General features: G+C 44.6%; 18 protein-coding genes and 1 other annotated feature. Of the genes, 16 read left to right on the top strand and 2 right to left on the bottom strand.

Going from position 1 to position 16,006, the window contains the following annotated elements; translation table 11 throughout:
- Nucleotides 1-19 precede the first annotated feature (19 nt).
- Nucleotides 20-1,615: a phosphoglycerate dehydrogenase gene (serA, locus tag MHB85_RS19710; protein ID WP_017687669.1), complete on the bottom strand. Its 1,596-nt coding sequence runs from the start codon at nt 1,613-1,615 to the stop codon at nt 20-22.
- Between the two features lie 199 nt (nt 1,616-1,814).
- Nucleotides 1,815-2,045: a binding site (T-box leader), on the bottom strand.
- A 335-nt stretch (nt 2,046-2,380) separates the two neighbouring features.
- Between serA and MHB85_RS19705 the strand changes: the two genes are divergently transcribed.
- From MHB85_RS19705 to MHB85_RS19695, 3 genes are read left to right on the top strand one after another with little or no spacing between them, the layout of a single operon-like run.
- The gene (locus tag MHB85_RS19705) at nt 2,381-2,974 is read left to right on the top strand and encodes a CPBP family intramembrane glutamic endopeptidase (protein ID WP_036607728.1); all 594 of its coding nucleotides are present in this window, start codon (nt 2,381-2,383) and stop codon (nt 2,972-2,974) included.
- On the top strand, nt 2,971-3,423 hold the full coding sequence (locus MHB85_RS19700; RefSeq protein ID WP_091028905.1) for a hypothetical protein: 453 nt from the start codon (nt 2,971-2,973) through the stop codon (nt 3,421-3,423). The genes MHB85_RS19705 and MHB85_RS19700 overlap by 4 nt, the downstream gene beginning before the upstream one ends.
- A 53-nt stretch (nt 3,424-3,476) precedes the next feature.
- Nucleotides 3,477-4,262 (top strand): metallophosphoesterase, encoded by a 786-nt coding sequence (locus tag MHB85_RS19695; protein WP_341073537.1) that lies wholly within the window; start codon nt 3,477-3,479, stop codon nt 4,260-4,262.
- A gap of 33 nt (nt 4,263-4,295) precedes the next feature.
- Here the strand turns inward: MHB85_RS19695 and MHB85_RS19690 are convergent, their stop codons facing one another.
- Nucleotides 4,296-5,192 (bottom strand): polysaccharide deacetylase family protein, encoded by an 897-nt coding sequence (locus MHB85_RS19690; protein ID WP_341073535.1) that lies wholly within the window; start codon nt 5,190-5,192, stop codon nt 4,296-4,298.
- A gap of 94 nt (nt 5,193-5,286) precedes the next feature.
- Here MHB85_RS19690 and MHB85_RS19685 point away from each other — a divergent pair, with 94 nt between their 5' ends.
- The 13 genes from MHB85_RS19685 (at nt 5,287) to MHB85_RS19625 (ending at nt 15,949) form a co-directional block, all read left to right on the top strand.
- Nucleotides 5,287-5,640 carry a hypothetical protein gene (locus tag MHB85_RS19685; protein WP_047843572.1) on the top strand — a complete coding sequence of 118 codons (354 nt, stop codon included), beginning with the start codon at nt 5,287-5,289 and terminating at the stop codon, nt 5,638-5,640.
- A 187-nt stretch (nt 5,641-5,827) separates the two neighbouring features.
- Nucleotides 5,828-6,442 carry a genetic competence negative regulator gene (locus MHB85_RS19680; RefSeq protein WP_076209900.1) on the top strand — a complete coding sequence of 205 codons (615 nt, stop codon included), beginning with the start codon at nt 5,828-5,830 and terminating at the stop codon, nt 6,440-6,442.
- A gap of 43 nt (nt 6,443-6,485) precedes the next feature.
- Nucleotides 6,486-7,181: a glutamic-type intramembrane protease PrsW gene (prsW, locus tag MHB85_RS19675; RefSeq protein WP_017687676.1), complete on the top strand. Its 696-nt coding sequence runs from the start codon at nt 6,486-6,488 to the stop codon at nt 7,179-7,181.
- 114 nt (nt 7,182-7,295) lie between these two features.
- Entirely contained in the window at nt 7,296-7,466 is a 171-nt protein-coding gene (locus MHB85_RS19670) for a hypothetical protein (RefSeq protein WP_165980215.1), read from the top strand.
- A gap of 121 nt (nt 7,467-7,587) precedes the next feature.
- Nucleotides 7,588-8,934, top strand: a complete 1,347-nt coding sequence (gene ypeB, locus MHB85_RS19665; RefSeq protein ID WP_076209902.1) for a germination protein YpeB — start codon at nt 7,588-7,590, stop codon at nt 8,932-8,934.
- 148 nt (nt 8,935-9,082) lie between these two features.
- A complete protein-coding gene (locus MHB85_RS19660; protein ID WP_340914117.1) occupies nt 9,083-9,736 on the top strand; it encodes a flagellar brake protein in 654 nt (217 codons plus the stop codon).
- A 63-nt stretch (nt 9,737-9,799) separates the two neighbouring features.
- Nucleotides 9,800-10,024, top strand: a complete 225-nt coding sequence (locus MHB85_RS19655; protein WP_341073534.1) for a hypothetical protein — start codon at nt 9,800-9,802, stop codon at nt 10,022-10,024.
- A gap of 103 nt (nt 10,025-10,127) precedes the next feature.
- On the top strand, nt 10,128-10,832 hold the full coding sequence (gene cmk, locus MHB85_RS19650; RefSeq protein ID WP_315936052.1) for a (d)CMP kinase: 705 nt from the start codon (nt 10,128-10,130) through the stop codon (nt 10,830-10,832).
- Entirely contained in the window at nt 10,829-11,416 is a 588-nt protein-coding gene (locus MHB85_RS19645) for a lysophospholipid acyltransferase family protein (protein ID WP_076209906.1), read from the top strand. Before cmk ends, MHB85_RS19645 begins: the two co-directional genes overlap by 4 nt.
- A gap of 142 nt (nt 11,417-11,558) precedes the next feature.
- Complete coding sequence (gene rpsA / locus MHB85_RS19640; RefSeq protein WP_036607712.1) at nt 11,559-12,773, top strand: 30S ribosomal protein S1; 1,215 nt, start codon at nt 11,559-11,561, stop codon at nt 12,771-12,773.
- Nucleotides 12,774-12,958: 185 nt separating this feature from the next.
- Nucleotides 12,959-14,281: a ribosome biogenesis GTPase Der gene (gene der / locus MHB85_RS19635; RefSeq protein ID WP_047843568.1), complete on the top strand. Its 1,323-nt coding sequence runs from the start codon at nt 12,959-12,961 to the stop codon at nt 14,279-14,281.
- Between the two features lie 11 nt (nt 14,282-14,292).
- On the top strand, nt 14,293-14,916 hold the full coding sequence (gene plsY / locus MHB85_RS19630; protein WP_076209908.1) for a glycerol-3-phosphate 1-O-acyltransferase PlsY: 624 nt from the start codon (nt 14,293-14,295) through the stop codon (nt 14,914-14,916).
- Complete coding sequence (locus tag MHB85_RS19625; RefSeq protein WP_341073533.1) at nt 14,909-15,949, top strand: NAD(P)H-dependent glycerol-3-phosphate dehydrogenase; 1,041 nt, start codon at nt 14,909-14,911, stop codon at nt 15,947-15,949. The genes plsY and MHB85_RS19625 overlap by 8 nt, the downstream gene beginning before the upstream one ends.
- Nucleotides 15,950-16,006: the final 57 nt, after the last annotated feature.

Genomic DNA, 16,006 nt, shown 5'->3' with positions numbered 1-16,006 from the left:
ACATTTACAATACGTATGATTATTCCAGAACAATTTCAACAGCAGTATTAATTTCAGGCAGCGCAGCAAGCTGCACAAGCACATCTTTTGGAACAGCTTTATCTACGGTCAGAATCATGATCGCTGCACCACCAATAATTTTACGTCCAACCTGCATGGATGCGATGTTGACATCGTTTTGTCCAAGCAGTGTGCCTACACGACCGATAATACCTGGTTTATCGTTATGTGAGATCAAGATTTGATGACTTTCCGGAGCGATATCTACCGGGAATTTGTCCAGACGAACAATACGTTCTCCATAACCTGCAAGCAATGTACCTGCTACACGACGTTCCTCAGCATCCTGAGTTGTAACCAATGTTACGGTAATCAGGTTAGTAAATCCTTTAGTTGTAGAGGTTTGGCTTACAACCACATTCAGATCACGGATTTTGGCCAGATGCATGGAGTTAACGATGTTGGCTTCCCCACCCAAATGTCTGGCGAGAATCCCTTTCACAATGTAACGTGTGAGAGGAGAAGTATCTACTTCAGAAAGTTCACCAGCATAGTCGATCCGAATCTCCTGCACTGCATTTTGTGTAATCTGTGCTGCAAAACTACCCAACGTTTCACCCAGTTTGAAATAAGGCTGCAATTTGTTCATCACGGTTGGTGCAACAGCCGGCATGTTAACTGCGTTTTTAAATGGTTCGTTACGCAAAATGTGAAGCACCTGTTCCGATACATCGATAGCCACGTTCTCTTGTGCTTCTACTGTGGACGCACCAAGGTGAGGCGTAACGATAATGCTTGGGTGATTCAGGAACGGGTGATCAGCGGCTGGTGGCTCGCTTTCGAATACGTCAAATGCTGCACCAGCAACAATACCTTGATCAATGGCTTCGACAAGTGCCATCTCGTCAACTACACCACCACGAGCACAGTTGATGATACGCATGCCTTTTTTCATCACTTCGAATTGTGGACGTGAAATCATATGCCGTGTTTCCGGTGTTAATGGCGTGTGAACGGTCATGAAGTCTGCATTGCGAATGATATCATCTACACTAGCCAGCTTCACTTGCAGCTTCTCGGCACGCTCCTCCGTGAGGAACGGGTCGTAAGCAAGAATGTCCATTCCGAATGCTTTGGCGCGCTTGGCAACTTCACTACCGATCCGTCCCATACCCAGTACACCGAGCGTTTTATTTCTTAATTCCACACCCAGGAAGGTTTTACGATCCCACGTACCCTGAATAGTCTTGGCATATGCCTGAGGAATGTGTCGTGCCAATGCCATCATCATGGCAAACGTGTGCTCACAGGTTGTGATGGTATTGCCATCAGGTGCATTAATAACGATGATACCGCGCTGTGTAGCAGCTTCCAGATCAATATTATCTACGCCAACACCTGCACGTCCGATCACCTTAAGGTTGGTACCAGCCGTCATAATACGATCTGTAACACGAGTCTGGCTGCGAACCAAGAGGGCATCATATTCACCAATAATGGCAACAAGTTCATCTTCACTAAGACCGGTTTTCTTCTCAACAACAACATCATTTGCATCCACCAGTTGCTGGATCCCCAGATCACTGATTGGGTCCGACACTAACACTTTGTACATGGTTTCTTCCTCCTTAGGTATGTGTATCTATATCGTCAAGGTCTGACCTCAGCGAAGAGGTATTCCTTAAAACCAGGTTGATTCTTCCGCCCAACAACGCGGTGTCGCAACAGAGGGGGAAGGTGAAGCAGATAGAGTGATCCCACAGATATCCTTTAAAATAAATCAAAAAACTCTCAATCCACATACTGCTTGCGCAATAAGGGACGAGAGTTGTCGTGGTACCACCCTAATTCACCGCCGTTTCGCAACGACAGTCTTAGCGGTCAATGAAGACCGAAGAGGATAACGGGTCTAAACCGATTGCACCTACTCCAATTTCAATGCAATAACTCAGGAGCGCTCAAGACCATTTGCCTGCCACCGATTCACACCTACCATCGGCTCTCTGTAAGACGAAGCAACGTCTTTTTTCCATCATCGTGTTTAACGTGACTAATTTTTTCATAATGTATCATGGCTGACATGAGCATGTCAATAGGCTTAAATGTTTTAAAATGTTTTGCAGATGTCTTTAGATTCACACATAAACAGAGTCATCATATGTAATACAATAGTTAATATACCTACCACAAGAAGATGGAAAGTAAGCTGTTTGGTGAACTGAATTTTACTGCTTTAATGAAGTAATGGCACGGACATATAACCAGGACTTGGGGCAGGCCTTGAACCTAATTGGTTTTTTGGCTATCATTTAGTATACTATCCGATTGGACAACGTAATTGTTATCCATCAAATTTAACTCAAGAGGACAGACGCATCCGATGAAAAAATTCAAGTTTCCCAAGTTCAAGATTCAGAAGGCTGAGCCACAGCAGCTTACCGAGCGTTTACTTTTAATCAATCTATACTTTACACAAGGTCTGACACTTATTATCGGAGTTGTGTGGATCTTATTGCAGAAACGAAACTTGTTAGATGTACTCGCATGGCCTGACAATTACCAATTTATATGGTGGGGTCTTGGTCTTGCAGGAATAATGCTTGTTATGGACTTGGTACTGTCGTATGTTATACCTCAGGAAAGCATGGATGACGGTGGAATTAACGAGATGCTGTTCCGTGGGCGTCCGATCTGGCACATTGTATGTATAGCAGCCATTGTTGCTGTGTGTGAGGAATTATTATTCCGTGGAGCCATCCAACATGCCATCGGTCCTTACTGGACAAGTATTTTATTTGCAGTTATCCATATTCGTTATTTGCGCCACTGGATTCCAACAGGCTGGGTGTTTGTCTCAAGTTATGGATTGGGTTGGATTTACTTGCAATCCGGCACATTATGGGCGCCTATATTATGTCACTTTATTATTGATTTGGTGTCCGGATTAGCGATACGTTTTCGGAGGGGATCATGAATCAGCCATTAAGTAGAATGAAGACATATGGCAGTCAGCGCCATCGTCAATCGGATAAAAAAGAGAAATCCGAGCGTCAGGTGGCTTCTCAAGTAAGCATCGTTGTTGAAACGGCAGCAGCTGCTGAGGTTGGCGGAATCACACCAATTACTTCTGTTTCTTTACCTAGATCACAGCGCAAGCCTTATACAGAAAAGCTGGAAAGTCCAGTACTTCCTCAAAGGGCACCATCACGCTCCAAAAAAACGCCAACATCAACGGAAGAGTCGATCCCCGAAGCGGGTTCGCTTCCTACACGGACAGAATTACATCCTTCACGTCGGTTAAAATTGAGCAAGAGGTTTGTCAATTCACTCATTTTTATTTTTGTCATGTTAACGATTAGTCTGGTTTGGTGGGGGGTTGAAGGGGCACCCGCTCTGAATACGTTCCTTCCCTTACCGTGGTAATGCTTTTAATCGCAGGTTTAATCATTTTGATGGGAGTTTTACTTCTTTTTCATATGTGGCGTGAAGCCCATATTCATCAAATGATTGAAGAAGAGGTTGAAGTGCCTCATCTGCCAACATCCTTTGACGGGGCTAAGATTTTGTATGTATCCGACACGCACAAGCGCAAGCTGAAGCAGAAGGATCTGGAAAACGTTAAAAACAAGGTGGACTGGGTTCTCATCGGCGGGGATGTTGCGGAAAAAGGAATCTCATGGTCTTTGGTTAGACATAACATGAAAATTTTATCGAACATTGCTCCTTCATTTACGGTGTATGGCAACCATGACAAGAGGGCTGGTACCGCTCAACTTGCGCGAATCCTTCGGGAATCGGACGTTAAGCTCCTGCAGGATAATGTGGAATATCTGCAAAGAGGCAACGACAGATTGAGCCTGATCGGCATAGACTATCGTTCCAAACAGGGCGATGTATTACTACAACAGATCGGTAACCGTTTTTGCAAAATTGCTATCGTTCATGATCCTTTGCAGGCCCTTCGCTTGGAGGAAAATGCAGATCTTATTTTAAGCGGTCATACACATGGCGGACAATTGGTTTTACCATTTTTCGGACCTGTGTTCCTGAGCAAAGTGTATCGTCCCGTATCGAATGGTTGGTACTCCCTGAAGCGAAGTCCGGAGGAAGTTCACCAAGAAGGCAAAATGCTTGTTAGCAGAGGATACGGTACAAATCATCTTCCTCTCCGACTAGGTTGTCCTGCGGAGATGCATATCATCACGTTAAGAGTGCCCGCGGAAAAAGCACTCACAGAGAAACAGCCTTTATCCATTGGATAAAGGCTGTTTTATTTTAATGCGCAAAATTTCAATTTAACGAGCTTCCAATTCAATTGCACGCGGATCAACAAAGGAATAACCTTTCTTTTCGAGCTTGGTCAGCAACTCATCCAATGCTTCAACCGTCCATGGCAACTCGTGCATCAAAATATTGCTTCCGGGATTTAACTGGTCCAGTACATTTTGAATGACTTTTTCCGGTTTGTCTTTGGTACTTTTATCCCAATCGAGCGAACCATTAGACCAAGTCATATATAACATGCCATTTTTCTTCACAGCAGCCTTCAGTGCATCATTTCCCGACCCAAAAGGTGGACGGAAGAATTGCGGTTCCTCACCAATGGTATCCTTCACTATTTTTTGGACATCTGTAACCTGTTTTGCCGCCTCAGCGTTGGACATTTTTTTGAGATCCTCATGATCCCAGGCATGATTGCCTACAATCTGACCCCGTTCATGTATGAGTTTGAGCAATTCCGGATGGCTTTTTACCCGATATCCATTGACGAAAAATATCGCTTTAGCGTTATGTTTATCTAAAGTGTCGATCAGTGAAGTAATCATTTTTTCTTCTTTGGGTCCATCATCAAAAGTTAACAAGACCACTTTGTTTGGGCTCGCTTCATCGTTTGGTTTAATATAATAATTTTCATTCATATGATACGTCTTTTCCACTTTCTCTTCTGTAGAAACCTTCTCCGAAGATTCAGGTTCTTCTTCTGTCGCAGTTGAATCTTCCGTTGAAGGCTCGGGCACATCAGTTCCGGGTTCTTCTGTTTCAGTTCGGTTAGAGTTACCTTGCTCTTCTTGAACCGTGGTAGTTGATTCGCCCGCTGGTGCGGAATTATCAGATGTTTTTTCTTCCGCTGTCCCACAAGCTGACAGCAGCAAACTTGCAGCAATGATCAATGCGGCGGTATGTCTAAACATGATTTCAACTCGCTTTCCTGTATTTATACGGAATGAGATCGCTCACTACCGCAAACACTAAATATGATTTTAACACTTGAAGGAGGTTGGTGTAATGAAGACGTCATCCTTTTTTTGGGGCATTGTCATTGGTGTTGCAGCCAGTTCATGGCTGTCCAAAGGCAAATTGCCCATGATGTCATCGGGTTCATCAAGAAATATGATGGATCAGGCAAAACATAAGATGATGGAAATGACTTTCCCAGGTATGGACGGGTTCACAAGTAAGCAAAATCAACATGGTGAATCCCACAAAAATCCGGCAGCAAAGACCGCAAGAGCAATCACACCGCAGGAAAAAGAAGCGAATATGAGTATGCTCAAAGATTTTATTCGCACCAATCCCGATGTGAAGCATGAAGTTGAGCAAATTTTAAGCCAAACAAACACAACAGTACCGGGTTTATAAACCAAAACTCCCAATTAGAATCATCCACAGTCTTGATTTGCTGTGGAATGATTCTTTTTTTGTCGATTTTACTTCGTGCATTTAGAGGTATAAAATGATAACATAACTACATAGATTTATTTTCAGCACATATTGTTTTGTGCTTCATAATCTGTTATAAGACTTGCTTATAAAGGGGAGATCCTGTATGAAAATAGAACGACTAAGTCACGATAAGATACGGATTTTCCTGACCTTTGACGATCTGAGCGAGCGCGGAATACAAAAAGAAGATATGTGGCAGGAAATACCTAAGGTTCATGAACTGTTCACTGAAATGATGGATCAGGCCTATTCCGAACTTGGATTTGATGCCACAGGTCCACTCGCTGTCGAAGTATTCGCACTTCCCGCTCAAGGGATGGTTGTCATTGTCACACGTGGAAAATATGATCCGCAACAATATGGTTCAGGTCATGAAGATGATCTTCCTGAAGAAGTATATGAAATGGAAGTTACACTCGAGCAAAGCGATTCCATCGTTTATGCATTCAAGGACTTTGAAGTGCTCATTGAAGCTGCACATATGTTGCGTCAGCATGTTACGGATGCTGGGAGACTTTATTCTTATAAAGACAAGTGGTTCTTGCATTTGGAGCCAGATGAGGTAGATTCCACCAAACATGCGGCATTGATTGCCTTGCTTGCTGAATTTGGCGAAGGTTCCTCAGTTACTCCAGCAGTCATGGAAGAGTATGGTAAGGTTGTTATTCCTGCACAAGCGATTGATGTTATCTGCACCCACTTCAAACGCCAGGATTAATCTCTAGTTGTAATCGCGTCTTTAGTCAGAGGAGGGAATTTCGGTGCTTTTGTTTTCGGTCTTAGCGGCAGCAGTTGCTCCGGGTCTCGCCTTGTTAACATACTTTTACCTGAAAGACCGTTATGATTATGAGCCACTTCATATGGTATTGCGGGTTTTCCTCATGGGGATTCTGATGGTACTGCCTGTGATGATTATTCAGCGTGGCATGATGATGTGGCTCGGGGATAATCCTTATCTTGAGGCCATTATGATCTCAGGTGGTGTGGAGGAATTCGTTAAATGGTTCGTTCTTTATCATATCATCTATAATCACACCGAATTTGATGAGCCGTATGACGGGATCTTATATGCAGTAGCTGTTTCACTTGGATTTGCCACTGTAGAGAATGTGTTGTATGCCTTTGCGGGGAATGCATCCGTCTCAGCCATGTTCCTTCGGGCACTGCTCCCTGTTTCAGGGCACGCTATGTTTGCGGTAATCATGGGTTATTATATGGGTAAAGCCAAGTTTATCGGTGGTAAGAAAAAGCGGTGGTATCTGGTTCTTTCTCTGGTGTTACCTTTTTTCTGGCATGCATTGTACGATGTCATCATGAACACCATGGTGAATCATTGGTTGTGGTTTATAGCGCCGCTAATGGCGGGCCTGTGGTATGGGGCAATGGGTAAAATCACACGAGCTAATAACCGTTCTCCTTTTCGTTTTGTGAAGCGGGAGGAAGAGGTTAAATTATAAAAATACGGACACACTGGTGGACATAAAGCGCATATTGCGCCTATGGCTCCGGTGTGTTTTTATTTTTACAGATAAACTCCCGGGGAATGACCAACAGAAACGGAGATCGTTGTGATGAGAATTAAAATTAAAATCAGATGCAAACAATGCGGTGAACGATTTACATTACGAGGCAAGAAAGAACGGGGCCGGATTGAGACGGGATTCAAGCAGTGCCTCTGCGATAACAGAGACCAGTTCGAAATTGAAGAAGAGGGCATGGCAACTGGGATTCAGCTGAATTAAAAGGAGGACCCAGACAGTACTTTAGCAGCCTGCTTGTGTAAGGACTGGAAATCGCATGCATAAGAGATCTTTCTTCGATCCACAATAGAGGTAGTGGTTTAGAAGAAAGGAGACTCTACCGATGTATAAACGATTAAGTTCAGTTATGTTTCCGATATTTGCGGTTCTGCTGGTCGGTGCGCTCGTGTGGGGCTATCAGGAGAATCAGGAGAAGAATGCAATTCTGATCAAGGCAGAGAATCAATATCAGCGTGCCTTTCACGATTTATCTTTTCATATGGACAAATTGCATTCGGAGATTGGTAACACCTTGGCGGTTCACTCTACATCACAGGGGATGCATCGCAAAGGTCTGATGAATGTATGGCGACTCACCAGTGAAGCGCAGAATGAGATCAACCAACTGCCACTCACCATGCTGCCATTTAACGAGACAGAGGAGTTTCTCTCGCGTATTTCCAACTTTGCCTATCGGGCGTCGATGCGTGACTTGACAAACGAACCGCTAAGTGAGAAGGAAATGGGCAACCTGAAAAAGCTGTATCAGAATTCATCCGAGATTACCAAGAATCTGCAGGATGTGCAGCAGAAAGTCCTGACGGACCGATTGCGCTGGATGGATGCAGAGACTGCCATGGCAACGCAAGAGCAAACTATGGACAACACGATCGTTGATGGTTTTCGTACGGTGAACAAAAAGGTACAGGAATACCCGGAGCTTGATTGGGGTCCTTCGGTATCCAATATCTATGCCAAACGATCAGTCAAGAAACTGGGCGGTTTGCCGGTGACCAAAGAACAGATCCAGAGCAAGGCTGCAAAATTTTCTAATGCGGATAGTAGCAAAATCCAAGTGCAGGAGAACGGCAAAGGAACAGACTGGGAGTCCTACACTGCCACGATTGATCATGCCAACAATGGCAAACTGATGATGGATTTCACCCGTAATGGCGGAATGCTGATCTCTTACAGTGATACGCGTCCAATCGGAACCAAAAAAGTGTCTCGTCAGAATGCCATGGCTAAAGCGGATCAATTTCTAATGAACAAAGGTTATAAGGATATGAAGGCTGTAAACTACGATGAATATGGTAACCTGGGTAACCTTACTTATGTGCGTAAGCAAGGGGACACGTTGATCTATCCCGAGAAAATGTCAGTTCGTGTAGGTTTGGATACAGGCGAAGTTACCGGCTTCCAGGCGAGTGACTTTGTCTACGAACATAATGACAAGCGCAAAATTCCGAAAGCAACTCTTACAGAGCAACAGGCGCGGAAAAAGCTTAATTCGGAGTTCGAAGAAAATTATGTTCGCAAATCCCTGATTGAGAATGATTACAGCAAAGAAGTATTGTGTTATGAATTCGGAGGGAAAATTAACGGTTCCCGTTACCGGATATACATTAATGCGAATACAGGAATGGAAGAAGCGGTTGAAGAGATCAAACCGGTCAATGCAACCTCATAAAAAGATGGATAATCTCAATTTGAAGTTGAGCGAATAACTGCGGCAGACCACAACGTGGTCTGTTTTTTTCTTGTTCAATGTGAGAAAGGTCATGGTATAATAGTCCTTGTACATACGAAGATAAATACATAAAGTGGCGGTGAACAGCTTGTTTCCTAAAATAAATGAAATTTTATACATCCAGATTGCTTCTGCAGATGAAAAAGAGGAACACAAAGAGTACAAATCACGCATTGCAGATATGGATGACAGCAGTTTTCTGATTGAGGTCCCGATGCAACAAGGAACCAGCCGTCTGAAAAGGCTCTTTTTCGGAGAGGAATTGTCCATTTCATATATTACGGAGGATGGGGTCCGGCATTATTTTAATACCTATGTCACGGGATTTGAGGAAGATGTGGTCCGTCTTGTCCGTATCCGCAAACCGCTACCTAGCGATATATCCAAAATACAACGGCGCAGCTTTCTTCGTGTTCATGCAAACCTCGAATTGGCCATCCAGAGTGAAGATCTGACCCGTGCCGTCGGATTGACTGAAGATATTGGTGGCGGTGGATTGTCCATCTACGGCGAAACAGGGTTTTCAATAGCTGAAGGTCAAAAACTTAAATGCTGGTTGCTGGTTCCCTACCGGAATTCAACCATCGAACATGTGAATTTTGAAGCTGAAGTTGTGCGGATCAAAACCCTGGAAACCGGCAGACAGCTGTGCATGCTGAAATTTGTGCAGATTTCAGATTCGGAGCGCCAAAAAATTATCAAATTTTGTTTCGAACGGCAACTTGACTATCGCACGAAATAGGAATGTTGTGGCATAAAGAGAGGAAACTGCGGGTACCGTAATGAAAAAAACGGAGGTATTGCCTTGAATCATCGTCATGCAACCCGCAGATATGAACGACTTTATTATGTTTTCTCCAGGCGAATGGAACAAAAGGTTACGATTCTGATTACAGCCCTTCTAATCCTGCTTGTGGTATATCAATTGCTGCTGTTGGTACCCGGCTTCAAAAAAAATTTGACCACCATTGACCGTATGGAAGGAACTCCAATTGAAGTGCAAACGATGAATGATTACAAAGGTCGTTGATTTGTCTGTTTTTGCATCCATGTGTAGAGTGTGGTATAATTTTCACGATGCAGGCAATGCCTGTTTTTTTATTGAGGTTTATCGTTTGAGGAGGAATGCCCCGTTGGCAAGCCAGAACACATCAGAGAACGGGAAAATGAACGTTGCAATTGACGGACCTGCCGGTGCCGGGAAAAGCACGGTGGCCCGATTGGTTGCAGAGGCGCTCGCGTATGTATACGTCGACACAGGCGCAATGTACCGTGCGGTAACCTTGCACATGCTTCGGAATGATATTGCGCCGGAAGAAGTGACACAGGTACTTCAGGAAGCCCAAAAGCTGGTCATTGATTTACAACCGGATCCCGACGGACAGAAAGTGTTCTGTAATGGGGAAGAAGTAACCTCGGAAATCCGCTCCCGTGAAGTGACGGGAATCGTGTCCCGATATGCGCAAATCGAGGGGCTGCGTACGCAATTAGTGGATACTCAGCGGCAAATGGCTTTGCGCAAGGGCGTCGTCATGGATGGACGCGATATCGGAACGACAGTATTGCCCGATGCGGAAGTGAAAATCTTCATGACTGCCAGTGTCGAAGAGCGTGCACTTCGCCGCTTCAAAGAACTGGACCCCTCTGAAGGACTGACGTTGCAACAACTGGAGCGAGACATTGCCACCCGTGACAGATTGGATGAGAATCGGGAAATTTCCCCATTGCGTTGTGCTGAGGATGCTATCGTCCTTGATACAACGGAGATGAACATTCATGAAGTGGTTGACAAAATCGTATCTTATTGCACAATGGTCAGAGGAGAGATCGGTCTATGATTTACACATTTTGCAGCACATTACTGCGGATCATTTATACCATTCTTTTCCGCTTGGAGGCCGTTGGACGGGAGAATATTCCGAAAGAAGGCGGCGTACTTTTATGTTCCAATCATATTAGTAACTTCGATCCTCCAACCGTTGGTATCAAAATTCGCCGTCAGGTGCGTTTTATGGCCAAAAGCGAATTGTTTGACATTCCGGTACTCGGCCGAATTATTAAAGCCGTGGGCGCTTTCCCCGTTAAACGTGGAGGTGTCAGCAAGGAATCCATCAAAACCTCACTCAATATTTTGCGTGATGGTCAAGTGCTTGGAATCTTCCCCTCGGGAAGCCGTCACAATGATGGAGGTATCGGCAAAAAAGGGGCAGCGAGTTTTGCTCTCCGCAGTGGCGCTACAGTTATTCCTACTGCTATTATCGGTAACTACAAAGTTTTTCGTAAGATGAAAGTTGTATATGGAGCACCAGTAAGTTTGGACGAGTTCAAGGAAGACCCATCTGGAGAAGCTCTGGAGAAGGCGACTGAAAAGATTATGTCCAAGATTAACGAAATGGTGCAAACGGGCGTGCCAAGCAAGTAATGGCTTCGCCGGTAGCTGAGTGCATGTTTCCATATTTTTGAGGGAGACTAAAGCTTAAGCACTCAGTGATGAAAGTGTTTTGAACTCTGCTACAGGCAGGTTTGAATATAATGGGGTTTTTGAATTGAGGAGGGTATTTGACATGTCGGAAGAAATGAAAAATCAAGAAGCAACCCAAGATGAGTTGGATCAATTCGTTTCCTTGAAAAAAGGAGATACCGTAAAAGGAACCATCGTCAAATTGGAAGATAACCAAGCCTATGTGAGCATTGGATATAAATATGACGGTGTCATTCCAATTCGTGAACTGTCTTCATTACATGTTGACAGCGCGTCTGACGCAGTTGAAGTTGGACAAGAAGTTGAAGCTAAAGTTCTTAGCATCGACGACGAGAAAGAAAAACTCGTTCTGTCCAAACGTGCAATCGACAGCGAAAACGCATGGGATCAATTGCAAAAGCATTTTGAAGACCAAGACGTATTCGAAGTTGTTGTAGGTGATGTTGTTAAAGGCGGTCTGGTAGCAGACGTGGGCGTACGTGGATTTATCCCGGCTTCCATGGTTGAACGCCATTTCGTTGAAGACTTCAGCGACTACAAAGGACGCACACTGCGTGTTAAAGTGAAAGAGATCGACCGTGAGAACAACAAAGTGATCCTTTCCCAAAAAGACGTACTGGAGCAAGAATTCGAAGCAAACAAAGCTACAGTAATGGCTGGTTTGCAAGAAGGTCAAGTGATCGAAGGTACAGTACAACGTTTGACTCAATTCGGTGCATTTGTTGATGTGGGCGGAGTTGACGGTTTGGTTCACGTATCCGAGCTGGCTTGGACACACGTTGAAAAACCATCCGACGTACTGTCTGAAGGTGATAAAGTTAGTGTGAAAGTGCTGAAAGTTGACCCTGAAAAAGGCAAAATCAGCCTGAGCATGAAAGCTGTTCAACCAGGTCCTTGGGAAACAGCAAGCGAAAAATTCAATTCCAGCGATATTGTAACAGGTGTTGTAAAACGTCTGGTAGACTTCGGTGCATTTGTTGAAATCGCTCCTGGTGTTGAGGGACTTGTGCATATCTCGCAAATCTCCCACAAACACATCGGCACTCCTCATGAAGTGTTGAAAGAAGGACAAGAAGTTCAAGTTAAAATCTTGGACATGAACCCTTCTGAGCAACGTGTAAGCTTGAGCATCAAAGAAACAGAAGAAGCTCCAGCTCAACCACAAAAATCAGAAAGACCTTCAAGAAACAACGCTCCGCGTGAAGAAATCAACAATCCAAACGTTTCCTTGAACAATCAAGGTATGAGCACTACGCTTGGCGAACTGTTTGGAGACAAACTTAGCAAATTCAAATAAGTTAACAATGCATGGTTCTAAGTTATATACTGCATATTTTGCTGAATAACAAAAGCAAGATCGGCGAGCCCCAGGCGGGTTCGCCGATTGTTTTTATTGCGAGTAATTTGGCATGAAACGTTAGCCAAGACATATCTTTTTTGCTATGATGAGTATCGTAAGTATGGACAGGAGGAGTGGAATGTATGGCAAGACCCGTTGTGGCAATTGTCGGACGACCGAACGTGGGTAAATCCACCATTTTCAATCGGATCATCGGCGACAGACTGGCCATTGTGGAAGACAAGCCGGGCATTACCCGTGACCGCATATATGGAATCGGTGAATGGAACGGTAAACCATTTAGTATCATTGATACAGGTGGTATCGAAATTGATGGTGAAGATGTAATCTTAAAATCGATTCGGATGCAAGCAGAGCTCGCTATTGAAGAAGCGGATGTTATTGTATTCATGTGTGATGCAAAAGCAGGTATTACGCAATCGGATGAAGAGGTAGCAGAGATGCTCTACCGCTCAGGCAAGCCTATTGTTGTAGCCGTTAACAAAGTGGATAATATCGGACGAAGTGAGCTCATTTATGAGTTTTATGGATTTGGTTTCGGTGATCCCATCGGCGTATCCGGAAGTCACGGTACAGGTGTAGGTGACTTGCTTGATGCAATTGTGGAGAAGTTGCCAGAACTTGAGGAAGAGACTTACGATGAAGATGTCATTCGTGTAGCTCTGATCGGACGTCCTAATGTAGGTAAATCTTCACTGGTGAACGCTATTCTGGGTGAAGAGCGTGTCATTGTAAGTGACGTGGCTGGAACGACCCGGGATGCGATTGATACACCTTTTGAAAAAGACGGCCAACGTTACGTGCTGATTGATACAGCAGGTATGCGTAAGCGTGGTAAAGTATATGAAACAACTGAGAAATACAGTGTAATGCGTGCGATGCGTGCGATTGAGCGTGCAGATGTTGTTCTGATTGTCATTAATGGTGAAGAAGGCATTATTGAACAGGACAAGCATATTGCAGGATATGCATTCGAAGCTGGTAAAGCGTCATTGTTTGTTGTGAACAAATGGGACGTGGTAGAGAAGCACGACAAGACCATGAAAGAGTTTGAGAGAAAAATTCGGGATCACTTCCTGTTTATGACTTATGCTCCGGTCGTATTCTTGTCAGCCCTCACAAAACAACGCTTACAAAAACTGTTGCCGGTTGTGCAACGTGTAGCAGAGCAACACACGTTACGTGTGCAGACACATCTGCTTAACGATGTGGTGTCTGATGCGGTTGCAATTAATCCTCCGCCAACAGATAAAGGACGGAGAATGAGAATTAACTATGTGACTCAGGTTGCAGTTAAACCGCCGACCATGGTTATTTTTGTGAACGACCCTGAGTTGATGCACTTCTCATATGAGCGCTATCTGGAGAATAAAATCCGTGCGGCGTTTGATTTCGAAGGAACACCAATTCGCATATTTACTCGGAAGAAGTCCGACGAAAGTTAGGGGAGAAGTGTGTGATTTTACAAATCGCAGCGATTGTACTGAGTTATCTGCTCGGTTCGATCAGCTTTAGTGTCCTCCTTGCCAAAGCGATACGGGGGATCGATATTCGTCAGCACGGAAGCGGAAACGCGGGAGCTACCAATACATTGCGTATTTTGGGTAAAGGACCGGCAATTGCTGTTCTGTTACTTGATGTACTTAAGGGTGTTGCAGCTGTATGGATTGGAATCTGGCTGAGTGACGGTTCTGCCTGGATTCCTGCACTCAGTGGTATAGCAGCCATTGCAGGACATAACTGGCCGCTATACTTCCATTTTCGTGGAGGAAAAGGCATTGCCACAGCGATTGGTGTTCTGGTGAGTCTTGCTTTCCTACCTGCGTTATGTGCTGGGGTGATCGCCATTCTGTCTATTGTATTGACACGCTATGTTTCATTGGGGTCTCTGATTTTTGTAGCATTTACACCCATCTTTATCTTGGTATTACCCGGATATTCAATGAATATCTTCTGGGGGAGTCTGATTATTTGTCTGTTTGCGTTCTGGAGACATCGTACCAATATTGCGAAGCTCGCCAAAGGACAGGAAAATAAATTGGGATCGAAAAACCCTGGAGGGGGTAAACGAGTTGTCTAAAAAAGTTGCTGTTCTGGTCGCTGGGAGCTGGGGAACGGCTCTGGCCAGTGTACTCGCCGCCAATCAGTTGGACGTGATGATGTGGACACGTGGTGAAGACCAGGCTAACGAAATCAATAACAAGCACACTAATACTCGCTATCTTCCGGATGCGGAGCTTTCAACACGGATTCAAGCAACAACTGATATGGAAGCTGCGGTGGAAGGCGCTATAGCTGTGTTAATTGTTGCGCCTTCTTCAGCCATACGTGCGGTTACGAACCAGCTTAAGGCTTATTACAAGCCTGAGATGTTAGTCATTCATGCAACCAAAGGTTTTGAGACAGAAAGCCTGAAACGGATGTCTACAGTCATTTCAGAAGAGCTTGAATGTGAAGAAGGACGTGTGGTTGTTCTTTCTGGCCCAAGCCATGCGGAAGAAGTGGTGAAGCGTTGTCCAACGACAGTGGTTGTAGCTTCATTGGATAAGGCATCTGCCGAGTCTGCCCAAGCTTTGTTTATGAATGCTTATTTCCGGGTTTACACGAATCGGGATATGATCGGTGTTGAGCTGGCGGGCGCATTCAAAAATATCATTGCTCTTGGTGCAGGTATGTCGGATGGTCTTCAATTTGGTGATAATGCCAAAGCCGCTCTGCTAACACGCGGGTTGGCAGAGATCACACGTATTGGTGTTGAGATGGGAGCAAATCCGCTAACGTTTTCGGGACTTGCTGGAATCGGGGATCTGGTTGTAACGGCTACAAGTCAGCACAGTCGGAACTGGAGAGCAGGTTCCATGTTGGGCCAGGGACAGAAGCTGGATGATGTTCTGAAGTCCATGGGCATGGTGGTAGAAGGCATTCGAACTACGCAAGCTGCCTATTTCATCTCCCAAAAATACGGAGTGCAAATGCCAATTGCGGATCAGTTATATCACGTTTTATTCCAGGAGAGACAGCCGCGTGATGCGGTTGAAGCCTTGATGGGACGTGACCCGAAGACTGAAATGGAAGTCATGAAACTTGAAACCTGGGAGCAGTGGCATTCCTGATTGTAATCAGCCTAAACGTACCTTGTGAAATAATAAGCTTATTCACCTTTTCTGTAG

This window comes from Paenibacillus sp. FSL K6-4396 (genome assembly GCF_038002525.1).
GTDB classification, from domain to species: Bacteria; Bacillota; Bacilli; order Paenibacillales; family Paenibacillaceae; genus Paenibacillus; species Paenibacillus amylolyticus_B.
The sequence above is the reverse complement of the archived record's forward strand: the minus strand, read 5'-3'. Positions and strand labels throughout refer to the sequence as shown.

Excerpts from the sequence above, each read along its gene's own strand:
- serA (WP_017687669.1), bottom strand. The coding sequence starts at position 1,615 with ATGTACAAAGTGTTAGTGTCGGACCCAATCAGTGATCTGGGGATCCAG.
- MHB85_RS19705 (WP_036607728.1), top strand. The coding sequence starts at position 2,381 with ATGAAAAAATTCAAGTTTCCCAAGTTCAAGATTCAGAAGGCTGAGCCA.
- MHB85_RS19700 (WP_091028905.1), top strand. The coding sequence starts at position 2,971 with ATGAATCAGCCATTAAGTAGAATGAAGACATATGGCAGTCAGCGCCAT.
- MHB85_RS19695 (WP_341073537.1), top strand. The coding sequence starts at position 3,477 with ATGTGGCGTGAAGCCCATATTCATCAAATGATTGAAGAAGAGGTTGAA.
- MHB85_RS19690 (WP_341073535.1), bottom strand. The coding sequence starts at position 5,192 with ATGTTTAGACATACCGCCGCATTGATCATTGCTGCAAGTTTGCTGCTG.
- MHB85_RS19685 (WP_047843572.1), top strand. The coding sequence starts at position 5,287 with ATGAAGACGTCATCCTTTTTTTGGGGCATTGTCATTGGTGTTGCAGCC.
- MHB85_RS19680 (WP_076209900.1), top strand. The coding sequence starts at position 5,828 with ATGAAAATAGAACGACTAAGTCACGATAAGATACGGATTTTCCTGACC.
- MHB85_RS19670 (WP_165980215.1), top strand. The coding sequence starts at position 7,296 with ATGAGAATTAAAATTAAAATCAGATGCAAACAATGCGGTGAACGATTT.
- ypeB (WP_076209902.1), top strand. The coding sequence starts at position 7,588 with ATGTATAAACGATTAAGTTCAGTTATGTTTCCGATATTTGCGGTTCTG.
- MHB85_RS19645 (WP_076209906.1), top strand. The coding sequence starts at position 10,829 with ATGATTTACACATTTTGCAGCACATTACTGCGGATCATTTATACCATT.
- rpsA (WP_036607712.1), top strand. The coding sequence starts at position 11,559 with ATGTCGGAAGAAATGAAAAATCAAGAAGCAACCCAAGATGAGTTGGAT.
- der (WP_047843568.1), top strand. The coding sequence starts at position 12,959 with ATGGCAAGACCCGTTGTGGCAATTGTCGGACGACCGAACGTGGGTAAA.